The sequence below is a fragment of the Streptomyces sp. DH10 genome, from assembly GCF_029813805.1.
GTDB lineage: Bacteria > Actinomycetota > Actinomycetes > Streptomycetales > Streptomycetaceae > Streptomyces > Streptomyces coeruleofuscus.
Genome location: NZ_JARVKU010000001.1, coordinates 412,887 through 434,362 on the forward strand (window position 1 = coordinate 412,887; position 21,476 = coordinate 434,362).

A 21,476-nucleotide genomic window follows, 5' to 3' on the forward strand; every position below is an offset into this window, starting at 1 on the left:
CGACTCAGCCTTTCGTCTGTGACAGGCCCCATCAGGTGCGGGTCCAGCGCTGGTTGCTGCCGTTCGAGCAGGAGTAGAGCTGGATCAGGGTGCCGTTGGCGGTGCCGGCTCCGACGGCGTCGAGGCAGAGGCCGGACTGGACGCCGACGATGGATCCGTCGGAGTTGAGGCGCCATTTCTGGTTGTCGCCGCCCCAGCAGCTGTAGATCTGGACCTTGGTGCCGTTGCCGGTGCCGGCTGCGTCCAGGCACTTGTTGCCGTAGACCCTGAGCTCGCCGGCGGCGGTGTGCGTCCACTGCTGGTTGGTGCCGTTGTTGCAGTCCCACAGCTGGAGCTGGGTGCCGTCGGTAGTGCCGGTGCCGGGCACGTCCAGGCAGCGGCCCGAACCGACGCCCTTGATCGGTCCGCCGTCCGGAGGGGGCGTGGTGGAGCCGCCGTTGAGTGCGTTGAGGACGGCGGTGTAGGCGGGCTTCTTGCTGCCGTTGTCGTTGAACAGCAGTGGCGTGTGCTCCCGTCGCCAGGAGTCGCTGTCGCGCACACCCCAGACGGTGATGCCTAGGCAGCGCGGGACAGCCAGGCAGTCGTTGGTCACGTTGGCGTAGGTCGTGGGCGAGGCGCCCTGGATGTCGAGCTCGGTGATGGCCACGTCGACGCCGAGGGCGGCGAAGCTCTGCAGGGTGGTGCGGAAGTTGCTGTTGTACGGGCTGTCGTTGTTGAAGTGGGACTGGAAGCCGACGCAGTCGATCGGCACGCCGCGCTGCTTGAAGTCTCGGACCATGCGGTACATGGCCTGGGTCTTGGCCCAGGTCCAGTTCTCGACGTTGTAGTCGTTGTAGCAGAGCTTGGCGGCCGGGTCGGCGGCGCGCGCGGTGCGGAAGGCGACCTCGATCCAGTCGTTGCCGGTGCGTTGCAGGTTGGAGTCGCGCCGGGCTCCCGAGTTGCCGTCCTCGAAGGCCTCGTTCACGACGTCCCACTGGACGATCTTGCCCTTGTAGTGGGCCATCACGCCCCTGATGTGGTTGATCATCGCCTGGCGCAGCGCGCTGCCGCTGAGGTTCCGCATCCAGCCGGGCTGCTGGGAGTGCCAGGCCAGGGTGTGGCCGCGCACCTGCTTGCCGTTCTGCACCGCCCAGTTGTAGACACGGTCAGCGGCGGTGAAGTTGAACTGGCCCGGCTGGGGTTCGGTGGCGTCGATCTTCATCTCGTTCTCAGCCGTCACCGAGTTGAACTCACGACTCGCGATCGACGTGTACGCCGAGTCGCCCAGCCTGCCCGAGGCGATGGCGGTGCCGAAGTAGCGGCCGCTCTGCGCCGCCGCGGCGCCGAGCGTGTTCTCGGCGGCGTGCGCGGCCGGCGGCGCGACCAGTGCGGTGACCACACCGAGGACGCCGACGACCAGCGCCAACAACAGGCCGCGGATCTTCCGGCGGACAGCGGATCTGGGAAGGGCGTACGAGCCCATGACTGTGCCTCCAAGGTAGGAATCACGGAAGGACTGAAGCGCAGGGGAACGCGTCGTCCGCTCCCACTCGGCGGACGGACGGGGCGGGCCGGAACCCGGCAGCACGCAACCACCGGACACCGCGGTATGGGACCGGGACGATCTCAACCGGCACGGACGGCACCCGGTCGGCCGTCGGGTGACGTACGGCGGGCTGCGGTGTTTCGACACAGGCATGGGGGGACTCCATCGCGGCTCAGCCGGGCTACCGCCACGCGGCGTCGCGTACCTCTCCAACTGCGCGAAGAGCCAGGTGCGCTGGTGCGAACCTCACCGGGACGTGACGGGGTGGCGCAGGTGCTTTGGTGCGCGGATCTTCTCGTGCAGCTGTTGCGTGGATCTGCCGTGCAGCACGGATGATTGAGGTTTTGACGATGGATCGTCAATACTCCCGGCAGAAGAAGTTTCGATTCCTCGCTCGAAACATTCGAGATCACGGCGAGCCGGACAGCGAATCCCCGGCGCGAGCTACGGAGTGCTCCGGTCTGCGCGGCTGCCTGTCAAGCCCAAACGCGAGGCGCTGTTTGTAGACAGATCTGCGACAGGTCTTGACCGGAGGGTCCCGCATTCCTAGCTTGTGGCGTCAAAGCTTTCCGGGAATTCTTCGAAATGTTTCGGATCGTCCCTGCCTCCCCCGGCAGGCCGCTCTGCGGTTCATCGGGGTCACGTCGCCCCCGCCCCCGCCCCCAAAGGAGTGCCCTCTGATGTGGTCTCGCCTTCCGTCCCCGGTCCGTCTGAGACGCTTACTCGCCGTCCTCGCGCCCTTGCTGCTCGTGGCCACCTTCCTCGGTGCCCAGCCCGCCGGCGCGGCGACCGTAGACCCCAACGCCTCGTATGTGCTGGTCAATCGCAACAGCGGCAAGGCCCTGGACCTCTACAACATGGCGACCGGTGACGGCGCCCGCATCACCCAGTGGACCAGGAACGATCAGAACCAGCAGCAGTGGCAGTTCGTCGATTCCGGGGGCGGCTACTTCCGCATCAAGTCCCGCCACTCGGGCAAGGTGCTGGACGTCCACAACTGGTCCACCGCGAACGGCGGCTCGATCGTCCAGTGGGCCGACCTGAACGCCACCAACCAGCAGTGGCGGCTGGCCGACAGTTCGGACGGCCACGTGAGGCTCATCTCGCGCCACAGCAACAAGGCTCTGGAAGTGCAGGGCGGTTCCACCGCCGACAACGCGAACATCGTCCAGTACGACGACTGGGGCGGCGCCAACCAGCAGTGGCGGCTCGTCAAGGTCGGCGGCGACACCCCTGGCACGTGCGATCTTCCGTCGACGTACCGCTGGACATCGACGGGCGCGCTGGCGCAGCCCAAGGCCGGGTGGGCCTCGCTCAAGGACTTCACCGTCGCCCCCTACAACGGCAGGCATCTCGTCTATGCGACGACGCACGGCACCGCGGGAACGGGAGTGGGCTGGGGTTCGATGAACTTCGGCCTGTTCAGCAACTGGCCGGAGATGGCCTCGGCCAGCCAGAACACGATGTCGGCTTCCACCGTCGCGCCCACGCTCTTCTACTTCGCGCCGAAGAACATCTGGGTGCTCGCCTACCAGTGGGGCGGTGGGAGCGCCTTCTCCTACCGGACGTCGAGCGACCCCACCAACCCCAATGGCTGGTCAGCACAGAAGGTGCTCTTCTCCGGAAGCATCACCGGCTCCGGCACCGGCCCCATCGACCAGACGCTCATCGCCGACGGCCAGAACATGTACCTGTTCTTCGCCGGTGACAACGGCAAGATCTACCGGGCCAGCATGCCGATCGGGAACTTCCCGAGCAGTTTCGGCTCGACCTACACAACGATCATGAGCGATACGGCGGACAACCTGTTCGAAGCCCCGCAGGTCTACAAGCTCCAGGGCCAGAACCGCTACCTCATGATCGTCGAAGCGAGGGGCTCGCAGGGCCGCTACTTCCGCTCGTTCACGGCCACCAGTCTGAACGGCTCATGGACACCCCAGGCCGCGACCGAGAGCAACCCCTTCGCCGGCAAGGCCAACAGCGGCGCCACCTGGACCAACGACATCAGCCATGGCGAACTGATCCGCACCAGCGCCGATCAGACCTTCACCGTCGATCCCTGCAACCTCCAGTTCCTCTACCAGGGCCGCAACCCCAACTCCGGCGGCGAGTACAGCCAGTGGCCCTACCGTCCGGGTCTGCTGACACTGCGGCGCTGACGGCGTGACACGGGTCCGGCCCCGGTACGGAGCCGGCGTGGCGGGCTCGGCGGAGGCCGAGCCCGCCCGGGTCACGCGACAACGTCATGAGTCCCAATGACTGAGTCAAGCCACCTGCATACGCGCCGCCGAAGATCGACGATGATGGAGCCCTTCGCGCCAGATGACGACAAGGGGTGGGCGACGTGGCCAGCGTGATCAGGCGCCAGGAGTATCCGGTGAATGTGGACTACAACGGATGGGCCTTGCAGGACTTCGACGACACACGGGTTCCTGTGCTGTTCCCTGAGGGTTTCGAGAGCGGCACGTTCCTCACCGCTCACCCTGGGCGCCTTGATTTCCACAGTGCCGGGCACACCCACACCGCGTCCCTGACGGTGGAGATCTGGGACGGGGAGCCGGCCGTGCCGGCCGGAGAGTGGGACGAGACGGCCCTGGCCGGCATCGCTTGTTCTTCGGGCAAGTTGCGCGCCAGGGGGGTGGCGGCAGGACCGATGCCAGAGGCGATCGAGTTGTCGGACGGGCCGGGCGTCTGGACGGTGCGAGTGGTGTGCGCCGGCCGTGAGGCGGCATCTGCGCAGACCCAGCACGGTGTGGTGCACGGAGTCGAGCGCTACATCGCACAGTTCTGGCCGAACGCCTAGATGCTGAGGGGCGGCTCGCATATCCCGAGCCGGGGCAGTAGCGCGCTGATCGCGGCTCGTGCCAAAGCCGGTCCGGCCGGCCCGCGGGCGACCGGATACAGTGCGCGAGACGGCAGCCCGGTCTGGGAGGGGAAGCGTGACCGACACCAGCAACACCCGACCCGCCGACAGCGACGCGCAAGCTCCGCGGCAGAGCCGGTTGCACCGCGTGATGCGCTACCTCCCCCTGATCGCCCCCGTCCTGCTGTGGTCCGTGCCCTGCTGGGTGCTCCTGCACACCGGCCAGCACTGGCCGCTGCCCGTCACGCTGGCCGGCACCGCCCTGTTCGCCCTCGGCCTCGTCGGTATGCCGCTCGCGATGGCACGCGGCCACGGCCGGCGCCAGCAGGACCGGGCGGCGATCGTGGGTGACACCCTGCTGGGCACCAGCTGGGTTCTGTTCACCTGGTCCGTTCTGCTCGGCGTCCCCTTGCTGATCGTCCTGAGCGTGGCCGGCGTCGACGAGAGTCAGGACCGGGCCCGAATCGTCACCTGGGCCGTCCTCGGTATAACCGCCGTACTACTCGCCTGGGGGTACGCCGAAGCCCGCCGCGTGCCGCGCGTGCGCCGACTCGACGTGCAGCTTCCACGGCTGGGTGCCGGGTTGGACGGCACCCGCGTCGTCCTCATCACCGACACCCACTACGGCCCCCTCGATCGCACTCGCTGGTCGGAGCGGGTGTGCGAGACGGTGAACACTCTGGAAGCCGACCTGGTCTGCCACACCGGCGACATCGCGGACGGCACGGCCGAACGCCGCCGCGCCCAGGCCGTCCCACTCGGCACCGTGCGGGCCACCCATGCCCGTGTCTACGTCACCGGCAATCACGAGTACTACAGCGAGGCCCAGGGCTGGGTCGACCTGATGGGCGAGCTGGGCTGGGAGCCGCTGCGCAACCGCCACCTGCTGCTCGAACGCGGAGGCGACACCCTCGTGGTCGCCGGCGTGGACGACGTCACCGCCGAGTCCTCCGGCCTGGCAGGCCACCGCGCCCACCTCGCCGGAGCTCTGGACGGCGCCGACCCCGACCTACCCGTCCTGCTCTTGGCACACCAGCCCAAGTTCGTCGACCGGGCGGCAGCCGAAGGCATCGACCTCCAGCTCTCCGGCCACACCCACGGCGGCCAGATCTGGCCCTTCCACCACCTGGTCCGCATCGACCAGCCCGCGCTCGCCGGCCTCAGCCACCACGGCACCCGCACCCTCCTCTACACCAGCCGCGGCACCGGTTTCTGGGGCCCGCCGTTCCGCGTCTTCGCCCCCAGCGAGATCACCCTGCTCGTGCTCCGCTCCCCGTCAGGCGCCTTCCACTCAGCCTGATACCTCGACGAGCCCGACTCGCGCACCAACTCCCCCGTTCGTCCCCCTGGTGTACCGTCCTGACCAGTGCTTCCGGACCAATCGCGGACCAAAATGTGCGGAGCAGTGAGCGCTGCTGTGGGCAGCTGACGCTCGGAACTCCCGTCCCCTGCCTGTCGATAGCATCCACCCATGAGCAACGACGTGATCGCGGCCTGGGAACGTGTCGAGTACTTGCTGAGGCTCCACCCACCAGCTACCCCGGTGGCTCCCGGCGCCTCCGACGAGCTGATCGCCGAGGCAGAGGCCGAGCTGGGGTTCCGCCTCCCCGCCGACCTCCGTACGCTGTGGCGGCGATGCGGCGGGCCGGTCGGGCCGCTGACGCCCGATGGTGAAGTACTGCTCGGAGTGCGCCAGGCCCTGGATGCCTACGACCTGCTGAATCACCCGGGGGTGTGGGAGACCACATGGATCCCGTTCACCGCCGACGAACCTGACGACCCGTTCACCGGGACCTTCATCGACGCCGCGACGGGATTGACCGGGTCGTGGAACCGGCAGGACTTCTCCCACCTTTACGACGATGGCAGCACCCTGACCGGGTACCTGACGGAGGTGGCCGACGAACTTCAGGCGCTCCACTGACGGCACCGAACGGCGCCCGCCCGTTGAGGAGTTCATCCTGCAACGGGCGGGGTGGTGGCTATCGGGTTGCCGTTTCCGATGGTGTCAGCGGCGCGGCGCGCTGAGCTTCGGCGCCGACCGACTGCGCTCAGGGAAACCGTTGGCCCATGCGTCGCAGATGACCTTCGCCGCGGTCCAGTCGCATCCGGCGGCCTTCAGGCCCGTCCAGACGTAGTAGCCGTCGGCGTCCAGCAGTCGATTCGCCGACGCGAACTGACTGAACAGGCGCATGGCCCCCGAGTTGACCTCCAGCGACATGGACGACCGGCCGCACTTGGCCTTCGTCCAGTCCGGTTCGGGGTAACGCCCGTCGTCACGGAGGTGGAGCGTGCCGTCGTCGCTCAGGCCCTCGTACGTCTGCACGCACTGCTCACCGTTGCTGACGAGGTAGGGGTTGGCGTTGCCGTCGGGGTTCTTGGGCATTCCACCGGACTCGTAGGTGGCGTTGAAGGCGTACTCGTCACATGACGGCTTGTCCTTCGGATCGGGCTTGTTCGGCTTGGGCGTCAGCAGGTAGTCGAACAGGGCGGTCTTGTCGTGCGGGACGAAGCCCGTTGCGCCCGAACGGCCGCAGATGACCCGGCGGTTTTCCTGATCGGACCGGTCGAAGCGGTTGCGCTGCGGCTTGCCCTTCTTCGTCATCGGCAGGTAGTGCAGCGGGGTGCTGTAGTCGCTTCCCACATATCCCGGCAGCTTGGCGGCCATCAACTCGGCGTGTACGGCAGCGGCCGGGTATGTGGCCGGATCGATGACCCAGCCGGGGTTGTTGGCCGGGAACACACATCCCGGCGGCATGTTGTTGATGTTCGCGGCGTCGCAGCGGGCTGTGAACGGCCCGTTCTCGAATTTGACGTTCTGCTGCTTGACACCGTCCAGACTGGTATCGATCTGCATGCGGAAGTCGATGGGGAAGGAGCGCTGCCGGTCCTGGTCATGCGGGCCCGCGTTGCCCAGGTCGTCCAGGGCGGTGTCCCACGTCATCACCGCGGTACCGGTCTGTTCATGCGGGTCCGTGGGGTAGGAACCGTTCCAGGTCATCGGCCCGTCCCAGTCGAACGTGGGGCTGTTGGCGCACCCGAAGTCACAGGTGGGGTCGAACCTCACCTTGATGCTGCCCGTGACCGGCGGTTCGCTGGGCAGCAGCGGCCGTGGAGCGAACCTCGCCCAGAACTTGATGTCCTTGGACTTGACGTCGGTCAGCACCTGCGCCTCGATGTCGAACACCGCCACGCCCTTGAGCTTGGGCGGTTGGTTGCTGGATATCTCGATGGCACGGTAGGTGTACTGGTAGCCCAGGCACGCCTGGGTACGGGTGAATGTGCCGTCGGCCGCCGGACCCGTCCGCGAGCAGTACGGGATGATCGGTGCGGGCGTCGCGTCGGCCCGGGTCTCGGCGCCGGAGGCCTTGTCGCGCTCGGGTGCCTCGGCGCCGGGCTTGAGCACCTCCCGCAGTTCGATCTTCGAGCAGATCCGGAGGTTGCCGGAGTCCTCGCAGCGCTCCTTGCCCTTGCCTCGGGCGACCTTGCCGTCAGGCGTCTTGACGCTGTCCGCGCGGGCGGGTTCCAGGATGACGGCGTCGGGGCTCCAGTCGGGAATGGGCTGAGTCCCGTCCACCTGCCGCCAGGTGCCGTCGCTCTTCCTGGGCTTGGGCAGGGCGATGTCGATGATGTGGTTCGTCCGGCGCGGGCCGGTGCCCGCCCGGAACCCGTAGGCGCGGACCTCGCCGACGTTGTCGGCACGGTCGACGGTGGCCGCCTCGACATAGTGCGAACCCTCGGCACCGGGAGTGACCTCGAACGCCGCGTTGCCGGCGGTGGTCGCGATCGACTGCCAGACGCCTGCGCGCGGGGCGGGGGACCGCAGCGCGGTCTCGGGGTCGTCCAGCGCGCCCTCGCCCTCGTCGAGGTCGGCGATGCCGTCCACGCGGTAGCGGACCTCGCGGGCGCCGTCATCGCCGGTGCCCACCTCGAACCGGCCTGGAGTGCCCGCTCCCCCTCCCCACTGGCCTTCGGGGTAAGTGGTCGAGGTCATCCTGGCCGGTGCGCCGGGCGCGGTGGTGTCGACGACGAACTGCGTCCAGGGGGACCAGCTGAGGTTGTAGTGGGTGCCGTCGTAGGCGTTGGTGCGGAACTTGTACGTCTTGCCGTCCTGGAGCTGCCCGGCCGGCACGGTGACCGAGGCGGGCTTGCCGGAGTCGACGAAGTCGGACACGATCAGGCCTTCGCCGACCGGGGTGGTGATGGGTTTGTCGGTGGCGGCGTCGTAGACCTGGAAGGTGCCGTTGACCTTGTCGCCGTCCGGGTCGGTGAACGTGTCCCGCAGGGTCGGGGTGGTGGAGTTCACCGCCCACACACCGGCGTACGACTTGAACGGCGCACCGGCCTGCCGGTTCGTGCCGTCCGAGGGGCGGTAGTTGTAGGTGACGGACAGCTTGGGCTGATTGGCCGCGTTGTTCGCGGAGTTGACCCTCTTCCACGCCTTCACGTCGTCGGTCGCGGCGCGCAGGCCCATGTGGCCGCGGGTGACCTTGGCGGAGGCCCAGGCCTGCACGAGCGTGTCGACGTCGGCATTGATCCAGCCGTCCGGCTGGGTGGAGGCGCAGTCCGGGTTGCCTTTGGTCTGCGTGGAGGAGTGGTACTCCTGGTTCCACGCTGGCTGGTTCGCCCAGCGCGAGGACGTGGACGGGGCGCCGGTGTCCCAGACCGTCCACTTCTGGGCGGTGCAGTCGGTGTTGCCGGAGTGGAAGTTCCACAGCGCCAGGTTCGTGTCGACGATCAGCGCATCCTGGATCGGTGTGGTGTTCCACGTGATGTAGGAGCGTGCGGTGCGCGGCGTGCCGTCGGCGTTCTTGGTGCCGGGGTTTCCGAAGTCGAGTTCGACGTCGGTGGACCAGTCGACGGTCTCGCCCTGCTGCACGTACGTGTCGAAGGTGTTCGTCAGCGCGGAGGTAGACGGGTCGACGGTGACCGGGTACTTCGTGGCCGGGTCGGCGAGGAACTCCGCTGACGGGGTGACCACCAGATCGACCTCGCCCGCGCCCTTGTCGACGACCTTCATGTCGACGCGCGCCCGGTTGAGGTGCTCGCCGGAGACCTTGTCGACGGCGGCGTCCCACATCACCGGGGCAGGCATGGTGGCCCTCACGGCACCGGTCTTCGCGTCCCGGAAGGTGACCGAACCGTCCTTGTCGGCCTTGGCCTTCAGGCCCTTCGTCTTGACCGGGAGGGTGTAGGAGTAGGCGCCGGAGGGCCGTTCGCCGATCTCGACGAACTGCTCGAAGCCGGTACGGGTGGCCTCGACGATCACGTCGGCGCCGGGCACCGCTTCCCCGTACCGGGCACGGGTGCCGTCGAGTTCGGGGGCGGGCAGGCCGCCCTTCCACTGCAGCCTCACCTGATCACTGCCGCTGCCCAGCGTGACCAGGTCGCGGGCCGGGCCGTCCTGCGCGGCGCGCAGCGACTTCGGCAGGGTGCCGCCCTTGCCGCCCAGACGCAGCCCGTTGGGATGTGCTTTGGGCGTGATGCTGCCGTCGGCGTTCTGGGCAAGGGTGGCATCGACCTTCCGCCACTTGCCGTTCTTCCAGACCCGCTCGGGGCCGGCGGTCAGCTCGGTGGTGAGGGTGCCGTCCGGGTTGGCGACGGTGTAACTGGAGGGCGTGGTCTCGTCGGTGACGACGACCTTCGTGCCGGACTTCTTCGCCTCGGTCAGGGCCCACGCCTTGGAGCCCTTGGTGTGCTTGGCCGCCCAGGCCAGGTCAGAGCGCCAAATCTCTTCCGTGCCGGGCGACTTGGCCGTCGTCACGGCAGCAGGAGTCTTCGTCGTCTCCTCGGCGGGCGTGGCGGCGGCTGACTGGCCGGCCAGCAGCGTGCCCTCGACGGACAGTAAAAGGGCTACTGCCAGCGCTGTTCGTCTCTTTCCTTGCCCGCTGAGCGGGCGCCCTAATCTCTGCTCGGACAAGAGCCTTCGTTCCTTTCCCGATCGTGTCGGTCGGCAAGATGCCAAAGAAACGGTAGGGACACCTGTGCGAAAACTGTGGACGGAATGAAATGTTCCGAGTGACACCCGTCACGGTTGCAATGGGTTTCGTGATGATCTCGTGAATACCGTCCTCGGCCGTGAAGAGATCTCATGAAGTTGCGATTTGCGAGATGGAGAGCCGGGTATAAACTTCGGCCGCTTGGAGCCCGTGCGCGCGGGCCGCAGCCGCGCGCCCAACCTCTTCACCCCGGCAGCCCACCCCGGACACCAGGTGCGACAACAGGGGCTCGGCCGCCAATGGCGGCGACTTCATGGAGGGCCGCTCCAAGGGCCCCGAGCTCCTCGGGACGTACCGGTCCTACGGCCCCCGGTCGGCTCGTCTCGTCCCCTACCCGCCGCCGCCCGACAGGGCCCGCAGCGCCGACGTGACGGCATCGGCCATCGCGCGCCGCGCCACGATGAGGGCCGGGCGGGGGTCGACCGCCGCCGGTGCCGCGGCGAGTGCGTCGCGGACCGCGCCGGTGAAGGCGGCATTCAGTGCCGTACCGATGTTGATCTTGACCATGCCGGACGCCACCGCCTGCCTGAGCTCCGCGTCGGGCACGCCCGTCGAGCCGTGCAGGACCAGCGGCACGGGGACCGCCTCGGCGAGGCGGGCGATGAGACCGTGGTCCAGCCGGGCGGTACGTGTGGTCATCGCATGGGAGCTGCCGACCGCGACGGCCAGTGCGTCGACCCCGGTGGCGGACACGAAGTCGCGCGCCTGATCGGGGTCCGTACGTGCCGAGGGTGCGTGCACTCCGTCCTTGCCGCCGATCTCGCCGAGTTCCGCCTCCAGCCACAACCCCTGGGCATGTGCCCACCGTGCCGCAGCGCGCGTGGCGGCGACGTTCTCGGTGTGCGGCAGCGCGGATGCGTCGAACATGACGGATCCGAAGCCGCAGTCCGCGGCGCGGCGCAGCAGCGCTTCGTCGGTGACATGGTCGAGGTGCAGGGCCACGGGGACGGTGGCCGCCTCGGCGAGTGCGGCGGTGGCGCGGGCTATCGGGGCGAGCCGGCTGCCGTGGAAGCGCACGGCGTTCTCGCTGATCTGGCAGATGACCGGGCGGCCCGCGGCTTCCGCCCCGGTGACCACGGCCTCGGCGTGCAGGGTGATCACGTTGAACGCGCCGACGGCCCGTCCCTCGCGGCACGCGGAGCTCACCACGGCGGCGGTGGGAGTCAGCGGCACGGACGGCCTCCTGTCGTGGTGCGCGAGGTCCGCGACGCCCGCAGGGGCAGCGGCTGGGGCAGCGGCATGGACGTGCGGCACGTGCAGGGTTTTGCTCGTTTGTGGACCATAAAACACCCAATCAAGCGCTGTGGTTTCATGGAGGTGCGCACATCGGGGCGTACATCACCGACAGGGAGTTGTGAGACATGGCGGCACCACAGGCCCGGTGGAGCGCGCTGCTGGAGATGCTGACGCGCGACGGACGGATCGAAGTCGAACCGGCCGCCGAGGAGTTGGGGGTCTCCGCCGCGACGATCAGGCGCGACCTCGACGAGCTGGCCCGCCAGCAGATGGTCACCCGCACGCACGGCGGCGCCGTGATCAACGCGATCGCCTACGACCTGCCACTGCGCTACAAGGCCGCGCGCAAGGCTCCGGAAAAGGAGCGGATCGCGGACGCGGCCGCCGGGCTGGTCAAGGCCGGCGCCGTGGTGGGGCTCAACGGCGGCACCACGACCACCGAGGTGGCGCGGGCACTGGCCACCCGGGCCGACCTGAGTTCCGGCGGCGCGGAGACGGCGGTCACCGTGGTGACCAACGCCCTGAACATCGCCAACGAACTGGTCGTACGGCGCCACGTGAAGCTCGTGGTGACCGGCGGGGTGGCCAGGCCGGCGTCCTATGAGCTGATCGGGCCGCTGGCCACCGAACTGCTCGCGGAGATCGCACTGGACCAGGTCTTCATCGGGGTGGACGCCATCGACGTGGCCCACGGGGCGACCGCCCACCACGAGGGGGAGGCCAGCATCAACCGGGCGCTGGCCCGCCGCGCGCAGCAGGTCGTCGCGGTCGCCGACTCCTCCAAGCTGGACCGGCGGGCCTTCGCCCGCATCTGCCCGGTGGAGGACATCGACGTCCTGGTCACCGACAAGGGCGCCTCGGACGAGCTGACCGAGTCGTTCACGGCGGCCGGTGTGGAGGTCATCCGCGCCTGACACCGCACGCCGAGGCCGTGGCCTTCCCGGCCGCGGCCTGGGCTCCGATGCGCATTGCGGTGTCATCCCCGGACCCCGCCCGCGGTCGGGCCCGCGACGAGGTGGCGCTCCACGAAGACGAACAGCACCACCACGGGCACGATCGCGACGAGTGACGTGGCGAACAGGTACTGCCATTGCTCGTGGTACGAGGTGACGAAGCCGGGAATCGCCTTGGTCAGGGTCATCCGGTCGCCGGACGAGGTGATCGTGAGCGCCACCACGTACTCGTTCCACGCGCTGATGAAGGTGTAGACGAGCGCGGTCACCACACCGGGCATCGCCAGGGGCAGGACGACACGCGTGAGGGAGCCGAACCGTCCGGTGCCGTCGAGCCAGGCCGCCTCCTCCAGTTCCCGGGGGATGCTCGAGAAGTACGCGTTGAGGATCCACACGCAGAACGGCAGGTTGAACGCCGCGTTCACCAGGATGAGGCCTTCAGCGGTGTCCGTCAGGTCGAGGCACGCGAGGCGGCAGCCCGGAAGCACCAGACGTTCGTCGGCAACCGGCTCGTTGGTTAGGGTGATGGCCGGGACCCTGGGGGGAGTTCGCGTTGGATCGCCTGGCCGGAGCAGAACCGGGCGCGGTGGGCGTGTGACCGGCCGGTCGGCGCCCGCGGTGCTGCCTTCGCCGCTGCGTGCGGCGCTCGGGCTGGTCGCGGCCCTCGCCGCGCTGGTGGTCGTCGCGCTCGGGGTCCTGTACGCCGGCCATGACCAGCCCGGCAGGGTGGACGGGTGGATCATCCAGCCGACGGCGGACAGTGTGCGGCCGCCGTGGCGGGGCGTCGCTCTGGCCACGGACTTCCTGGGAGAGCCCGCCGGAGCGGCCATGCTGGTCGTGGCCGTCGTGGCAGGCTGCCTGCTGCTCCGGTGTCCTCGCGCGGCGGTGTTCATCGTTGCCGGCGCGGCCCTGGCCGTGGGGACGACGAAGGCGCTCAAGCCCGTGGTGGGACGCACCATCCACGACGGGCACCTGTCCTACCCGAGCGGTCACACCGCCTTCCTCACCGCGCTCGCCCTCATGGTGGCGCTGCTCGCGGCCGGCCGGCTCGGCCTCGGCAGGACGGCCGGCGCGTTGCTCGTGCTCGCCGCGGCGCTGGTGGCCGGCGCCGCGATGGGCTGGGCGCAGGTCGCCCTGGGCGCGCACTACCCGACCGACGTCCTCGGCGGCTGGTGCACCGCGCTGGCGGTGACACCGGCGACCGCGTGGCTGGTCGACCGGACGGCCGACTCCGCTCGGAGGAAGCACAGTTGACGTCACGTCACGCCAAGCGGCGGAAGACGGGCTTCACCGGCCGCCCGGCGAGCCAGGGGGCGGGGTCGGCCGCGTCCAGTGCCTTCCGGTACACCGCACCTGCCTGGGCCACCGCCTCGACGGTGTGATCGATGTCGGCGTCGCTGAGCGCACTGCTCACCACGAACGACGGGGCGAGCACCCCCCCCGCGAGGAGTTGGCGCAGGAACAGGGTGCGGTACCGCTGGGACGGCTGCCGGTTCTCGTCCAGGGTGGCGTAGACCAGGTTGCTGGCCCGGCCCCGGACGACGATGTGGTCGCCGACGCCCATGCTCGCCGCGGCGTCGCGGACACCGGCGGCCAACCGCTCGCCGAGGGCGTGCAGCCGCGCGGTGACGCCCTCCTCGGTGTAGGTGGTCTGCACGGCCATCGCGGCTGCCAGGGAGTGCGTTTCCGCACCGTGCGTGGTGGACAGCAGGAACACCCGGTCGCCGGAGTGACGCAGCCCGCCCCGCTCCATCAGCTCGCGGCGTCCGGCCAGCGCGGAGACGGCGAAGCCGTTGCCCAGCGCCTTGCCGAACGTGGAGAGGTCGGGGACGACGCCGTACAGGCCCTGGGCGCCCGCCTCCGACCAGCGGAGACCGGTGATCATCTCGTCGAAGATCAGTACGCAGCCGTGCCGGTCGGCCAGCTCGCGCAGGCCGGCGAGATATCCGGGCGGCGGCTCGGTGTGGGTGGCGGGTTCGAGGATCAGGCAGGCGACCTCGTCCTGGTGCCGGGCGAGCAGCTCCTGTGTGGCGGCCAGGTCGCCGTACGGGAACGCCACGGTGAGTTCGGTGGTCGCCGCCGGGATACCCGCGGACATCGGCGTGGTGCCGATGAACCAGTCGTCGACGGAGAAGAACGGATGGTCGGCGCAGACGGCCACCCGCGGGCGCCCGGTGACGGCGCGGGCGAGGCGCACCGCGGCGGTGGTGGCGTCGGAGCCGTTCTTCGCGAACTTCACCATATCGGCGGTCGGCACCGTGGCAAGGAAGCGTTCCGCGGCCTCGACCTCCACGATGGACGGCCGGACGAAGTTGCTGCCGCGGTCGAGTTCCCGCCGCACCGCCTCGGTCACGCGTGGGTGGGCGTGGCCGAGGCTGACCGACCGCAGGCCGGAGCCGTACTCGATGTAGCGGTTGCCGTCGATGTCCCACACGTGGGCGCCGCGGCCGTGGCTGATGACCGGGGCCAGGTTCTCGGGGTACTGGTCGTCGCCCTTGGCGTAGGTGTGCGCGCCCCCGGGGATCACGGCGTGCAGCCGCTCGTTCGCCTGCCGCGATCTGGGCAGCTGGAACTCTTCGGTGTCCACGCCGGCCTCACTTCTCTCGTTGCTTCAGGACCTCGGCAAGGCTCGGCGCCTCCCGGTCCCGCTGGGACATCGAGGTGACCGGCAGCGGCCAGGGGACGGTGAGCTCCGGGTCGTCGAAGGCGATCGTCACGTCCTCGGCCGGATCGTGCGGGCGGTCGATCCGGTAGGAGGTGTCGGCGGTTTCGGTCAGCGCCTGGAAGCCGTGCGCGCAGCCTGCCGGGATGTACAGGGTCGTCTGGGTCTCGTCGGACAGCTCGAAGAAGGCCCGGCCCAGGTACGTCGGCGAGTCCGTCCGCAGGTCCACGACGACGTCGAAGATCTTGCCGTACGAGCACCGCACAAGCTTGGCCTCGCCGGCGCCGGAGCGCAGGTGCAGGCCGCGCAGCACGCCCCGGACCGAGCGGGACACGCTGTCCTGGACGAAGGCGTCCGGGTCGAGACCCACCGAGCGGACCACGTCGGCGTCGAAGGTGCGGCAGAAGAAGCCGCGCTCGTCGGCGTACGGCGTCGGCTCGAACAGGTACGCACCGGAGATCTCCGGGACTTCGGTCGCTTTCATGGAGCCTCCCGGTACGCGTGGGCGTGGGCGTGGTCTGTCGTCGGGAACAGGGCGGCGGTCAAGGAGGCGAACTGGTCGTCGAGTTGCCGCTCGGCGACCTGGTTCCGCTCGGAGAGCGTCCGCCGCAGCTGCGCCGACCCCTTCTCCAGCGCCCGGAACTGCTCCAGCAGCCGGTCGGCGTCGACCTCGCGCGCCGGGTGGCAGTACGCGCCGAGGCCCATCCGGTCCATGAGCGCGTCGCTCTTCGCCGCATAGCTGAGCGCGAGCGTCGGTGTGCCGGCCTTCAGCGCGCAGACCAGGTTGTGGTACCGGGTCGCCACCACGGCGTCGGCAGCCGCCGTCTCCTTCATCAGGTCGGTCAGCGAGGCCGCCTCGGCGGCGGTGACCAGCGGTGAGTCCACCGCGTCGAGGATCGCGGCGACCACCGGAGCGTCGCACGCGTCGCCTGTGAGCAGCCGGACCGGCCTGCCGTCGTTCGCCAGCGCGCGGACGAACCGGGTCGTCCCGTCGAGGTAGCGCCGGTGGATCTCCTCGGCCCGGGCGCGGTCGTCGTCGCCGCCGTGGAAGGCCATGACGCCGACGCAGACCGGGCCCGGCCGGCCCGGGGGCGTGCTGGCCGGCGGGGTCGGCAGGGCGAAGGCGAGATCCGGGTAGACCTCGTCGCGCGTGGTGCCCACGCCCATCGCCCGCATCGCGTCGCGGGACTGGGTGTCCCGGTAGGAGCGGTACGTGGCCAGCCGCGCCGACCAGCGCACCAGGGCCCGGGTCGGCCGGCTGCCGATCGCGGCGGCGCCGACGCTGACCAGCGCGACGCGGGTGCCGAACAGCCGGCCGGTCGCGCAGAGCAGGAACAGCGAGTACGGGAAGCCCCACGGCCGCAGCGGCAGCGTGGCCTCCAGGACGCCCATGCCCGGCACGATCACCACATCGTGCCGGCGCACCCAGGCGGCGGTGCGGACGGCGTCGACGAGTTTGCCCAGCGCTTTCCCCGCGATCGCGCCCGCACGTGACGCGGTCCGGTACTCCCCGCGGTACCAGTGCAGCCGCGTCGCGGGGATCCCGTACCGGGCCGCGACGACCTCGGGTCCGCCGCACAGCGCGTCCACGACCGCCTCCGGGTGCTCGGCGCGGAGGTACCCGAGCACGGCCTCGAGCGACCCGTCGTTGCCGAGGTTGCCGGAGCCGAGCAGGCCGAACACCCCCACCCGCACCGAGGTCATGCCCGCCTCCCCTCACGGCCGGCGACCAGGGCGTCGACGGCGGCAATGTGCCCTCCCGGTTCGACCGGGTCGCGGTCCTCGACCCGCTCGCCGGCGCCCGGCCGGATGCGGCTGGTCATCCAGGCGGCCAGGTGGCGGTAGCACGCGCGCCGTTCGGCCGGGGACAGCGGCGCCCGCCGGATCGCCGTGACGAAGCCCCGGACGTACTCGGCGAGCAGCCGGGGCGTCGGGTGCAGCGGACCGGCCCGGCGCGGGTCCAGGTTGACGCACCGGGACCGCTTGGAGGGGTTCGCCCGCTCGGCGCGGGTGGGGTGGTCGCGGCGGAAGTACAGCAGCTCCGGCACCTGGTGGAAGGGCCCGTGCAGGACGATCTCGGCGACGAACGTGCGGTCCGCGTGGTGGTAGCTGTCGTGCGGCTTCACCCGGCGCAGCACATCGGCTCGCATCACCCCGTAGAAGTCGTCACCGCCGGGCTCGAACAGCAGACTGCGGAAGCGCTCCGGCGCGTACGGCGAGTCGGTGGCGAGCCCGTACTCGTACGGGACCTTGACCTGGCCGTCGCCGTCGATGACCGCCTGGCCGGAGTGCGCGAGGATCACGTCGGGCCGCTCGTCCAGCGCCTCCACGCAGCGCCGCAGCAGGTCGCGGGCGTACAGGTCGTCGTGCGAGGCCCACTTGAACAGCTCGCCGCGGCACTCGGTGAACACGTGGTTGTGGTTCGGTGCGGCGCCGATGTTCCGCGACAGGCGGATGTACCGGATGCGTGAGTCCCGGGCCGCGTACGTGCGGCAGATGTCCCGGGTCCCGTCGGTCGAGGCGTTGTCGGAGATGACCAGCTCGAAGTCCTCGTAGGTCTGGCCGAGCAGGGCGTCGAGCGACTCGGCGAGGTACTGCTCGCCGTTGTAGACGGGCAGGCCGATGCTCAGCCTGGGTTGGGCGGTCATGGTGTCCTCACTTCGGGGATGGGGATCTGGCGGTGTTCGCGCAGGGCGGTCCGCAGGTGCAGCCACCACACGGCCGAGCCGCAGGCGGTCGCGGCGGCGACGCCCCAGGCGGAGCCGACCGTGCCGGCGGCGACCGCCCCGCCGAGTCCGCCGCCGAGATAGCAGGCGGAGGCGAGCAGTTGGGCGCGCAGGCTGCGCCGGGCGACACCGAGCGCGCGCAGCCCGGCCGCCGCGCCGGTGCCGAGTCCGGCGCCCGCGACGCCGAGCGTGACCGGCACGATGAGCTCCGCGGCGGAGTGCCAGACGCCGCCGAGGACGAGCTCACCGACCCGGCCTGGCACCAGCAGCAGCGCGCCGCCCCAGAGCAGCGCGGCGACGGCCTGTCCGCCGCCCAGCAAGAGGCAGAACGGGCCGAGGCGGTGCGGGGCCCGCCGCAGCACCCGTGCCGCCTCCGCGACGGTGACCAGCGACAGCCCCATCAGCACCGCGAGGAACGGTCCGAGCAGGAGCTCTGCTCCCCGGATCACACCCACCGCGCCGACTCCGACGATCGCGCCGAGCCCGTAGGCCCGCAGCTGGCTCGCGCCGCTGTTGCTGACGTTCTCGACGAGGTACCGGTAGCCGAGGTCGCGGTGCGCGCGAAGCCACTGGCGTGCTCCGGTCGGACGGGGCCGGATGCCGGACTGGAAGCAGCCGCACACGGCGGCCACCGCGGCGGATCCGCCCCAGGCGAGCACGAAGGCGGCCACGCTGCCCACGCGGGCCGCCACCACCAGGGCGGGGACGAGCGCGATGCCCCACACGAGGTCGTTGACGAACGCCTTCCGCCCGGCGCCGGCGGCGAAGAACGCGAACCGCCACGCGTCCTGCAGCAGCAGCCCCGGCAGGACGACGCCGAGGCAGGCGAACGCGGGCCCCACACGGCCGCCGACGCCGACGCCGACCACCAGACACGCCGCGCCGAGCACGGCACCGACGCCGAGCGCGGCACCCGACGACCGGGCCACCGCCCCGCGCCAGGCCGCGTCCGGCACACCGCTGAAGCGGACCATGAGCGGGTCGGTGGCCAGCCCGCGGGAGACGTTGAGCACCACGCCGTAGGTCACCCAGGCGAGGCTGAACACGCCGAACGCGGTCACGCCCAGCGAGCGGGCCACGTAGATGCCCACCGCGAAGTTGGACAGGCTGGAGGCCGCCTGGTCGGCCAGTCCCCAGGACAGCCGACCGGCGAGGGCCCGCCCGGCGTTCGCCGCCTTCGGTCTCGTCCTCTCCCCCTCGGTGGTCACCGGCGTCATGCCTTGATCAGCCCGGCGCCGTGCAGGGCGTCGGCCGCTGCCGCGACGGTGCCGAACGGCAGCCCGGACCGCTCGGCGACGTCCAGCAGACTGTGCTCGCCGTCGGAGAGGTTGAGCACCCAGAGCATGGCCATCTGGGCCTGCTTGGTGTCGCTGCGGCCGCCGAGCGCGTCGTACAGCCCGCGCCGGCCCAACTGCGGTTCGCCGTAGGGGTTCAGGTTGACGTACCGGCGGTTGCGGTCGAGGACGGCGAACGCCTCGCGACAGACGGCGAGCGTGTCCGTCATCGCCTCCGGGGAGACGAAGTCCAGGTTGTCCGCCGAGGTGTGGTACTCGGGGTAGCCGGCGTACGGGGTGCGGGTGAGCGAGCCCACGCCGAGATCGAAGCCGGGTGAGCAGAACTGCCGCTCGTCGTAGCCGTACGGAGTGAACTCGGTGACGCGGTGCGGGCGTTCGGAGGCGCCCAGCACGTGCCGCATCACCCGGTCGATCTCCGCGTCACCGCGTCTGCTCTGTTTGTACGTCAGGTCCCCCGGGTCACCGGCGCAGGCCAGCACCAGGCCGTGCTTGACCCGTTCCACCCGCTCCGCGTTGCGCGCGAGCCAGGTGATCGCCCCGATGGTGCCGGGCGCGAAGATGAACCGGTAGGTGTAGTAGGGCGTTTGCCGGGCCAGCGCCCGGGCCAGGAACGTCGCCACCGCGATGCCGGCGAGGTTGTCGTTGGCCAGCGACGGGTGGCAGACGTGGCAGGAGACGATCACCTCGTCGGGGACCTGCCCCGGGACCACGTGCTCGGCGTAGGTGAGGTGGCCGTCCGCGAGGGTGGAGTCGATGCGCACCTCGTACTCGCCGTCCGGCATCGCGTCCAGGGTGTCCTGGGCCAGGCAGAACCCCCATTCCGGCTTGTAGTAGCTGGTGCGGTACGGCACCCAGCTCGGGTGGTCCGGCAGGGTGTGCAGGTGTTCCCGCAGCTCGGCCAGCGGCATGGTCGCCGACACGGGCACGCTGTAGCCGAGCACGTGCAGGCTGGACGCGGCGAAGTCGACGACCCGGTGGCCGGTGGTGTCGGCGATGTACGCGTCGCGGATGTTCCACTCCCGCGGCACGGTCCAGTCGAGCACCTGCGTGCCGGTCGGCACCTCGTGCGTCTGGAGCGGGATGTACTCCCCGACGATGTCCAAGGTGGCGCGCACACCGTCGCCGGTGATGCTCCGGCACAGCGGGTACAGCCGCTCCACCAGCGCGTACATCTCCTCACCGATCTCGGTCACGGGCGCCACCGCAGGGTGTCGTCGACGGTACCGGCGCCGGACGCCGCGCGCAGCACGGCGAGGCGGGTGAAGCGTCGCTCGAAGTCCTCCCGGGTCAGGCCGAACTTCCGGTAGGTGTCGGCGAGTTCGAGCGCGCCCCGCTTCACCGTCCACTCGCAGTCGAAGCCGGGTATCGCGGCGCGGAACCGGGAGAAGTCCACCCGGTACGACCGCGGATCGGCCCCGGTCTCCCCGGTGATCACCACCTTCGAGCCGGGTACCGCCTCGGCGACCTGCCCGGCGATCTCGGCGACCGTGACGTTGTTGGTCTCACTGCCGATGTTGAACGCCCGGTCGTGCACGGCTTCCCGCGGCGCCGTCAGCGCGGCCGCGAAGGCGCGTGCGATGTCGGCGGCGTGCACCAGCGGGCGCCACGGGGTGCCGTCGGAGAGCACCAGCACCTCGGCGGACAGGAGCGCGTGGCCCACCAGGTTGTTGAGCACGATGTCGGCGCGCAGCCGGGGCGAGTAGCCGAAGGCGGTGGCGTTGCGCATGAACACGGGGGTGAAGTCGCCGTCGGCCAGCGCGTGCAGGTCGTCCTCCACCCGCACCTTGGACTCCGCGTACGGCGTCACCGGGCGCAGCGGGGCGTCCTCGCCCACCAGGTCGTCGCCGCCGGCGGCGCCGTAGACCGAGCAGGTCGACGCGTACAGGAAGCGCCGTACTCCGGCGTCGCGGGCCAGCCGGGCCAGCCGCACGGACGCGTGGTGGTTGATGTCGTAGGTGAGTTCCGGCGCCAGCGATCCCAGCGGGTCGTTGGAGAGGGCGGCCAGGTGGATCACGGCGTCCACCCCGGCCACGTGGTCGGCCGTGACGTCGCGCAGGTCCACCCGATGCCCCCGCGGGTCGGCGGGCGTCGGGCCGAGGACGCAGTCGGCGAACAGGCCGGCGTCGAGGCCGACGACCTCGTGTCCGGCGGCCGCGAGGACCGGGGCCATCACGGTGCCCAGGTAGCCCTGGTGTCCGGTCAGCAGTACGCGCACGG

Annotated in this window: 16 protein-coding genes and 1 pseudogene; 6 read left to right on the forward strand and 11 right to left on the reverse strand. The window is 70.3% G+C overall.

What is annotated here, in order from left to right; translation table 11 throughout:
• Positions 1–31 precede the first annotated feature (31 nt).
• Positions 32–1,462: an endo-1,4-beta-xylanase gene (locus QC385_RS01775; protein WP_279539439.1), complete on the reverse strand. Its 1,431-nt coding sequence runs from the start codon at positions 1,460–1,462 to the stop codon at positions 32–34.
• 743 nt (positions 1,463–2,205) lie between these two features.
• On the opposite strand from QC385_RS01775, the gene QC385_RS01780 reads away from it, so the two are divergent.
• From QC385_RS01780 to QC385_RS01795, 4 genes are all read left to right on the forward strand, one after another.
• A complete protein-coding gene (locus tag QC385_RS01780; RefSeq protein ID WP_279539440.1) occupies positions 2,206–3,684 on the forward strand; it encodes a non-reducing end alpha-L-arabinofuranosidase family hydrolase in 1,479 nt (492 codons plus the stop codon).
• Between the two features lie 185 nt (positions 3,685–3,869).
• Entirely contained in the window at positions 3,870–4,328 is a 459-nt protein-coding gene (locus QC385_RS01785; RefSeq protein WP_279539441.1) for a hypothetical protein, read from the forward strand.
• Between the two features lie 136 nt (positions 4,329–4,464).
• Positions 4,465–5,688 (forward strand): metallophosphoesterase, encoded by a 1,224-nt coding sequence (locus QC385_RS01790; protein WP_279539442.1) that lies wholly within the window; start codon positions 4,465–4,467, stop codon positions 5,686–5,688.
• 171 nt (positions 5,689–5,859) lie between these two features.
• Positions 5,860–6,312 (forward strand): SMI1/KNR4 family protein, encoded by a 453-nt coding sequence (locus QC385_RS01795; protein WP_279539443.1) that lies wholly within the window; start codon positions 5,860–5,862, stop codon positions 6,310–6,312.
• An 84-nt stretch (positions 6,313–6,396) separates the two neighbouring features.
• On the opposite strand, the gene QC385_RS01800 is transcribed toward QC385_RS01795, so the two are convergent.
• Together QC385_RS01800 and QC385_RS01805 are read right to left on the reverse strand one after the other, a co-directional pair.
• Positions 6,397–10,251, reverse strand: coding sequence for a DNRLRE domain-containing protein (locus QC385_RS01800; protein ID WP_443032831.1), 3,855 nt, complete (start codon positions 10,249–10,251; stop codon positions 6,397–6,399).
• A 466-nt stretch (positions 10,252–10,717) separates the two neighbouring features.
• Positions 10,718–11,560, reverse strand: a complete 843-nt coding sequence (locus QC385_RS01805) for a class II fructose-bisphosphate aldolase (RefSeq protein WP_279539444.1) — start codon at positions 11,558–11,560, stop codon at positions 10,718–10,720.
• 188 nt (positions 11,561–11,748) lie between these two features.
• Between QC385_RS01805 and QC385_RS01810 the strand changes: the two genes are divergently transcribed.
• Entirely contained in the window at positions 11,749–12,537 is a 789-nt protein-coding gene (locus QC385_RS01810; RefSeq protein ID WP_086849218.1) for a DeoR/GlpR family DNA-binding transcription regulator, read from the forward strand.
• Positions 12,538–12,599: 62 nt separating this feature from the next.
• Here QC385_RS01810 and QC385_RS01815 read toward each other — a convergent pair.
• Positions 12,600–13,013: pseudogene (locus tag QC385_RS01815) on the reverse strand (carbohydrate ABC transporter permease); the annotation flags it as partial.
• 157 nt (positions 13,014–13,170) lie between these two features.
• Between QC385_RS01815 and QC385_RS01820 the strand changes: the two are divergent.
• Positions 13,171–13,830 carry a phosphatase PAP2 family protein gene (locus tag QC385_RS01820; RefSeq protein WP_279539446.1) on the forward strand — a complete coding sequence of 220 codons (660 nt, stop codon included), beginning with the start codon at positions 13,171–13,173 and terminating at the stop codon, positions 13,828–13,830.
• 7 nt (positions 13,831–13,837) lie between these two features.
• Here the strand turns inward: QC385_RS01820 and QC385_RS01825 are convergent, their stop codons facing one another.
• The 7 genes from QC385_RS01825 to QC385_RS01855 are packed head-to-tail and all read right to left on the reverse strand — an operon-like array spanning position 13,838 to position 21,474.
• Positions 13,838–15,163 (reverse strand): glutamate-1-semialdehyde 2,1-aminomutase, encoded by a 1,326-nt coding sequence (locus QC385_RS01825; RefSeq protein ID WP_279539447.1) that lies wholly within the window; start codon positions 15,161–15,163, stop codon positions 13,838–13,840.
• Between the two features lie 7 nt (positions 15,164–15,170).
• Complete coding sequence (gene rfbC / locus QC385_RS01830) at positions 15,171–15,722, reverse strand: dTDP-4-dehydrorhamnose 3,5-epimerase (RefSeq protein ID WP_279539448.1); 552 nt, start codon at positions 15,720–15,722, stop codon at positions 15,171–15,173.
• Positions 15,719–16,942: a polysaccharide pyruvyl transferase family protein gene (locus QC385_RS01835; RefSeq protein WP_279539449.1), complete on the reverse strand. Its 1,224-nt coding sequence runs from the start codon at positions 16,940–16,942 to the stop codon at positions 15,719–15,721. Before QC385_RS01835 ends, rfbC begins: the two co-directional genes overlap by 4 nt.
• A complete protein-coding gene (locus QC385_RS01840) occupies positions 16,939–17,886 on the reverse strand; it encodes a glycosyltransferase family 2 protein (RefSeq protein ID WP_279539450.1) in 948 nt (315 codons plus the stop codon). Before QC385_RS01840 ends, QC385_RS01835 begins: the two co-directional genes overlap by 4 nt.
• Positions 17,883–19,181, reverse strand: a complete 1,299-nt coding sequence (locus tag QC385_RS01845) for a hypothetical protein (RefSeq protein WP_279539451.1) — start codon at positions 19,179–19,181, stop codon at positions 17,883–17,885. The genes QC385_RS01840 and QC385_RS01845 overlap by 4 nt, the downstream gene beginning before the upstream one ends.
• Positions 19,178–20,461, reverse strand: a complete 1,284-nt coding sequence (locus QC385_RS01850) for a DUF4910 domain-containing protein (protein WP_279539452.1) — start codon at positions 20,459–20,461, stop codon at positions 19,178–19,180. The genes QC385_RS01845 and QC385_RS01850 overlap by 4 nt, the downstream gene beginning before the upstream one ends.
• Positions 20,449–21,474 carry an NAD-dependent epimerase/dehydratase family protein gene (locus QC385_RS01855; RefSeq protein ID WP_279539453.1) on the reverse strand — a complete coding sequence of 342 codons (1,026 nt, stop codon included), beginning with the start codon at positions 21,472–21,474 and terminating at the stop codon, positions 20,449–20,451. The genes QC385_RS01850 and QC385_RS01855 overlap by 13 nt, the downstream gene beginning before the upstream one ends.
• Positions 21,475–21,476: the final 2 nt, after the last annotated feature.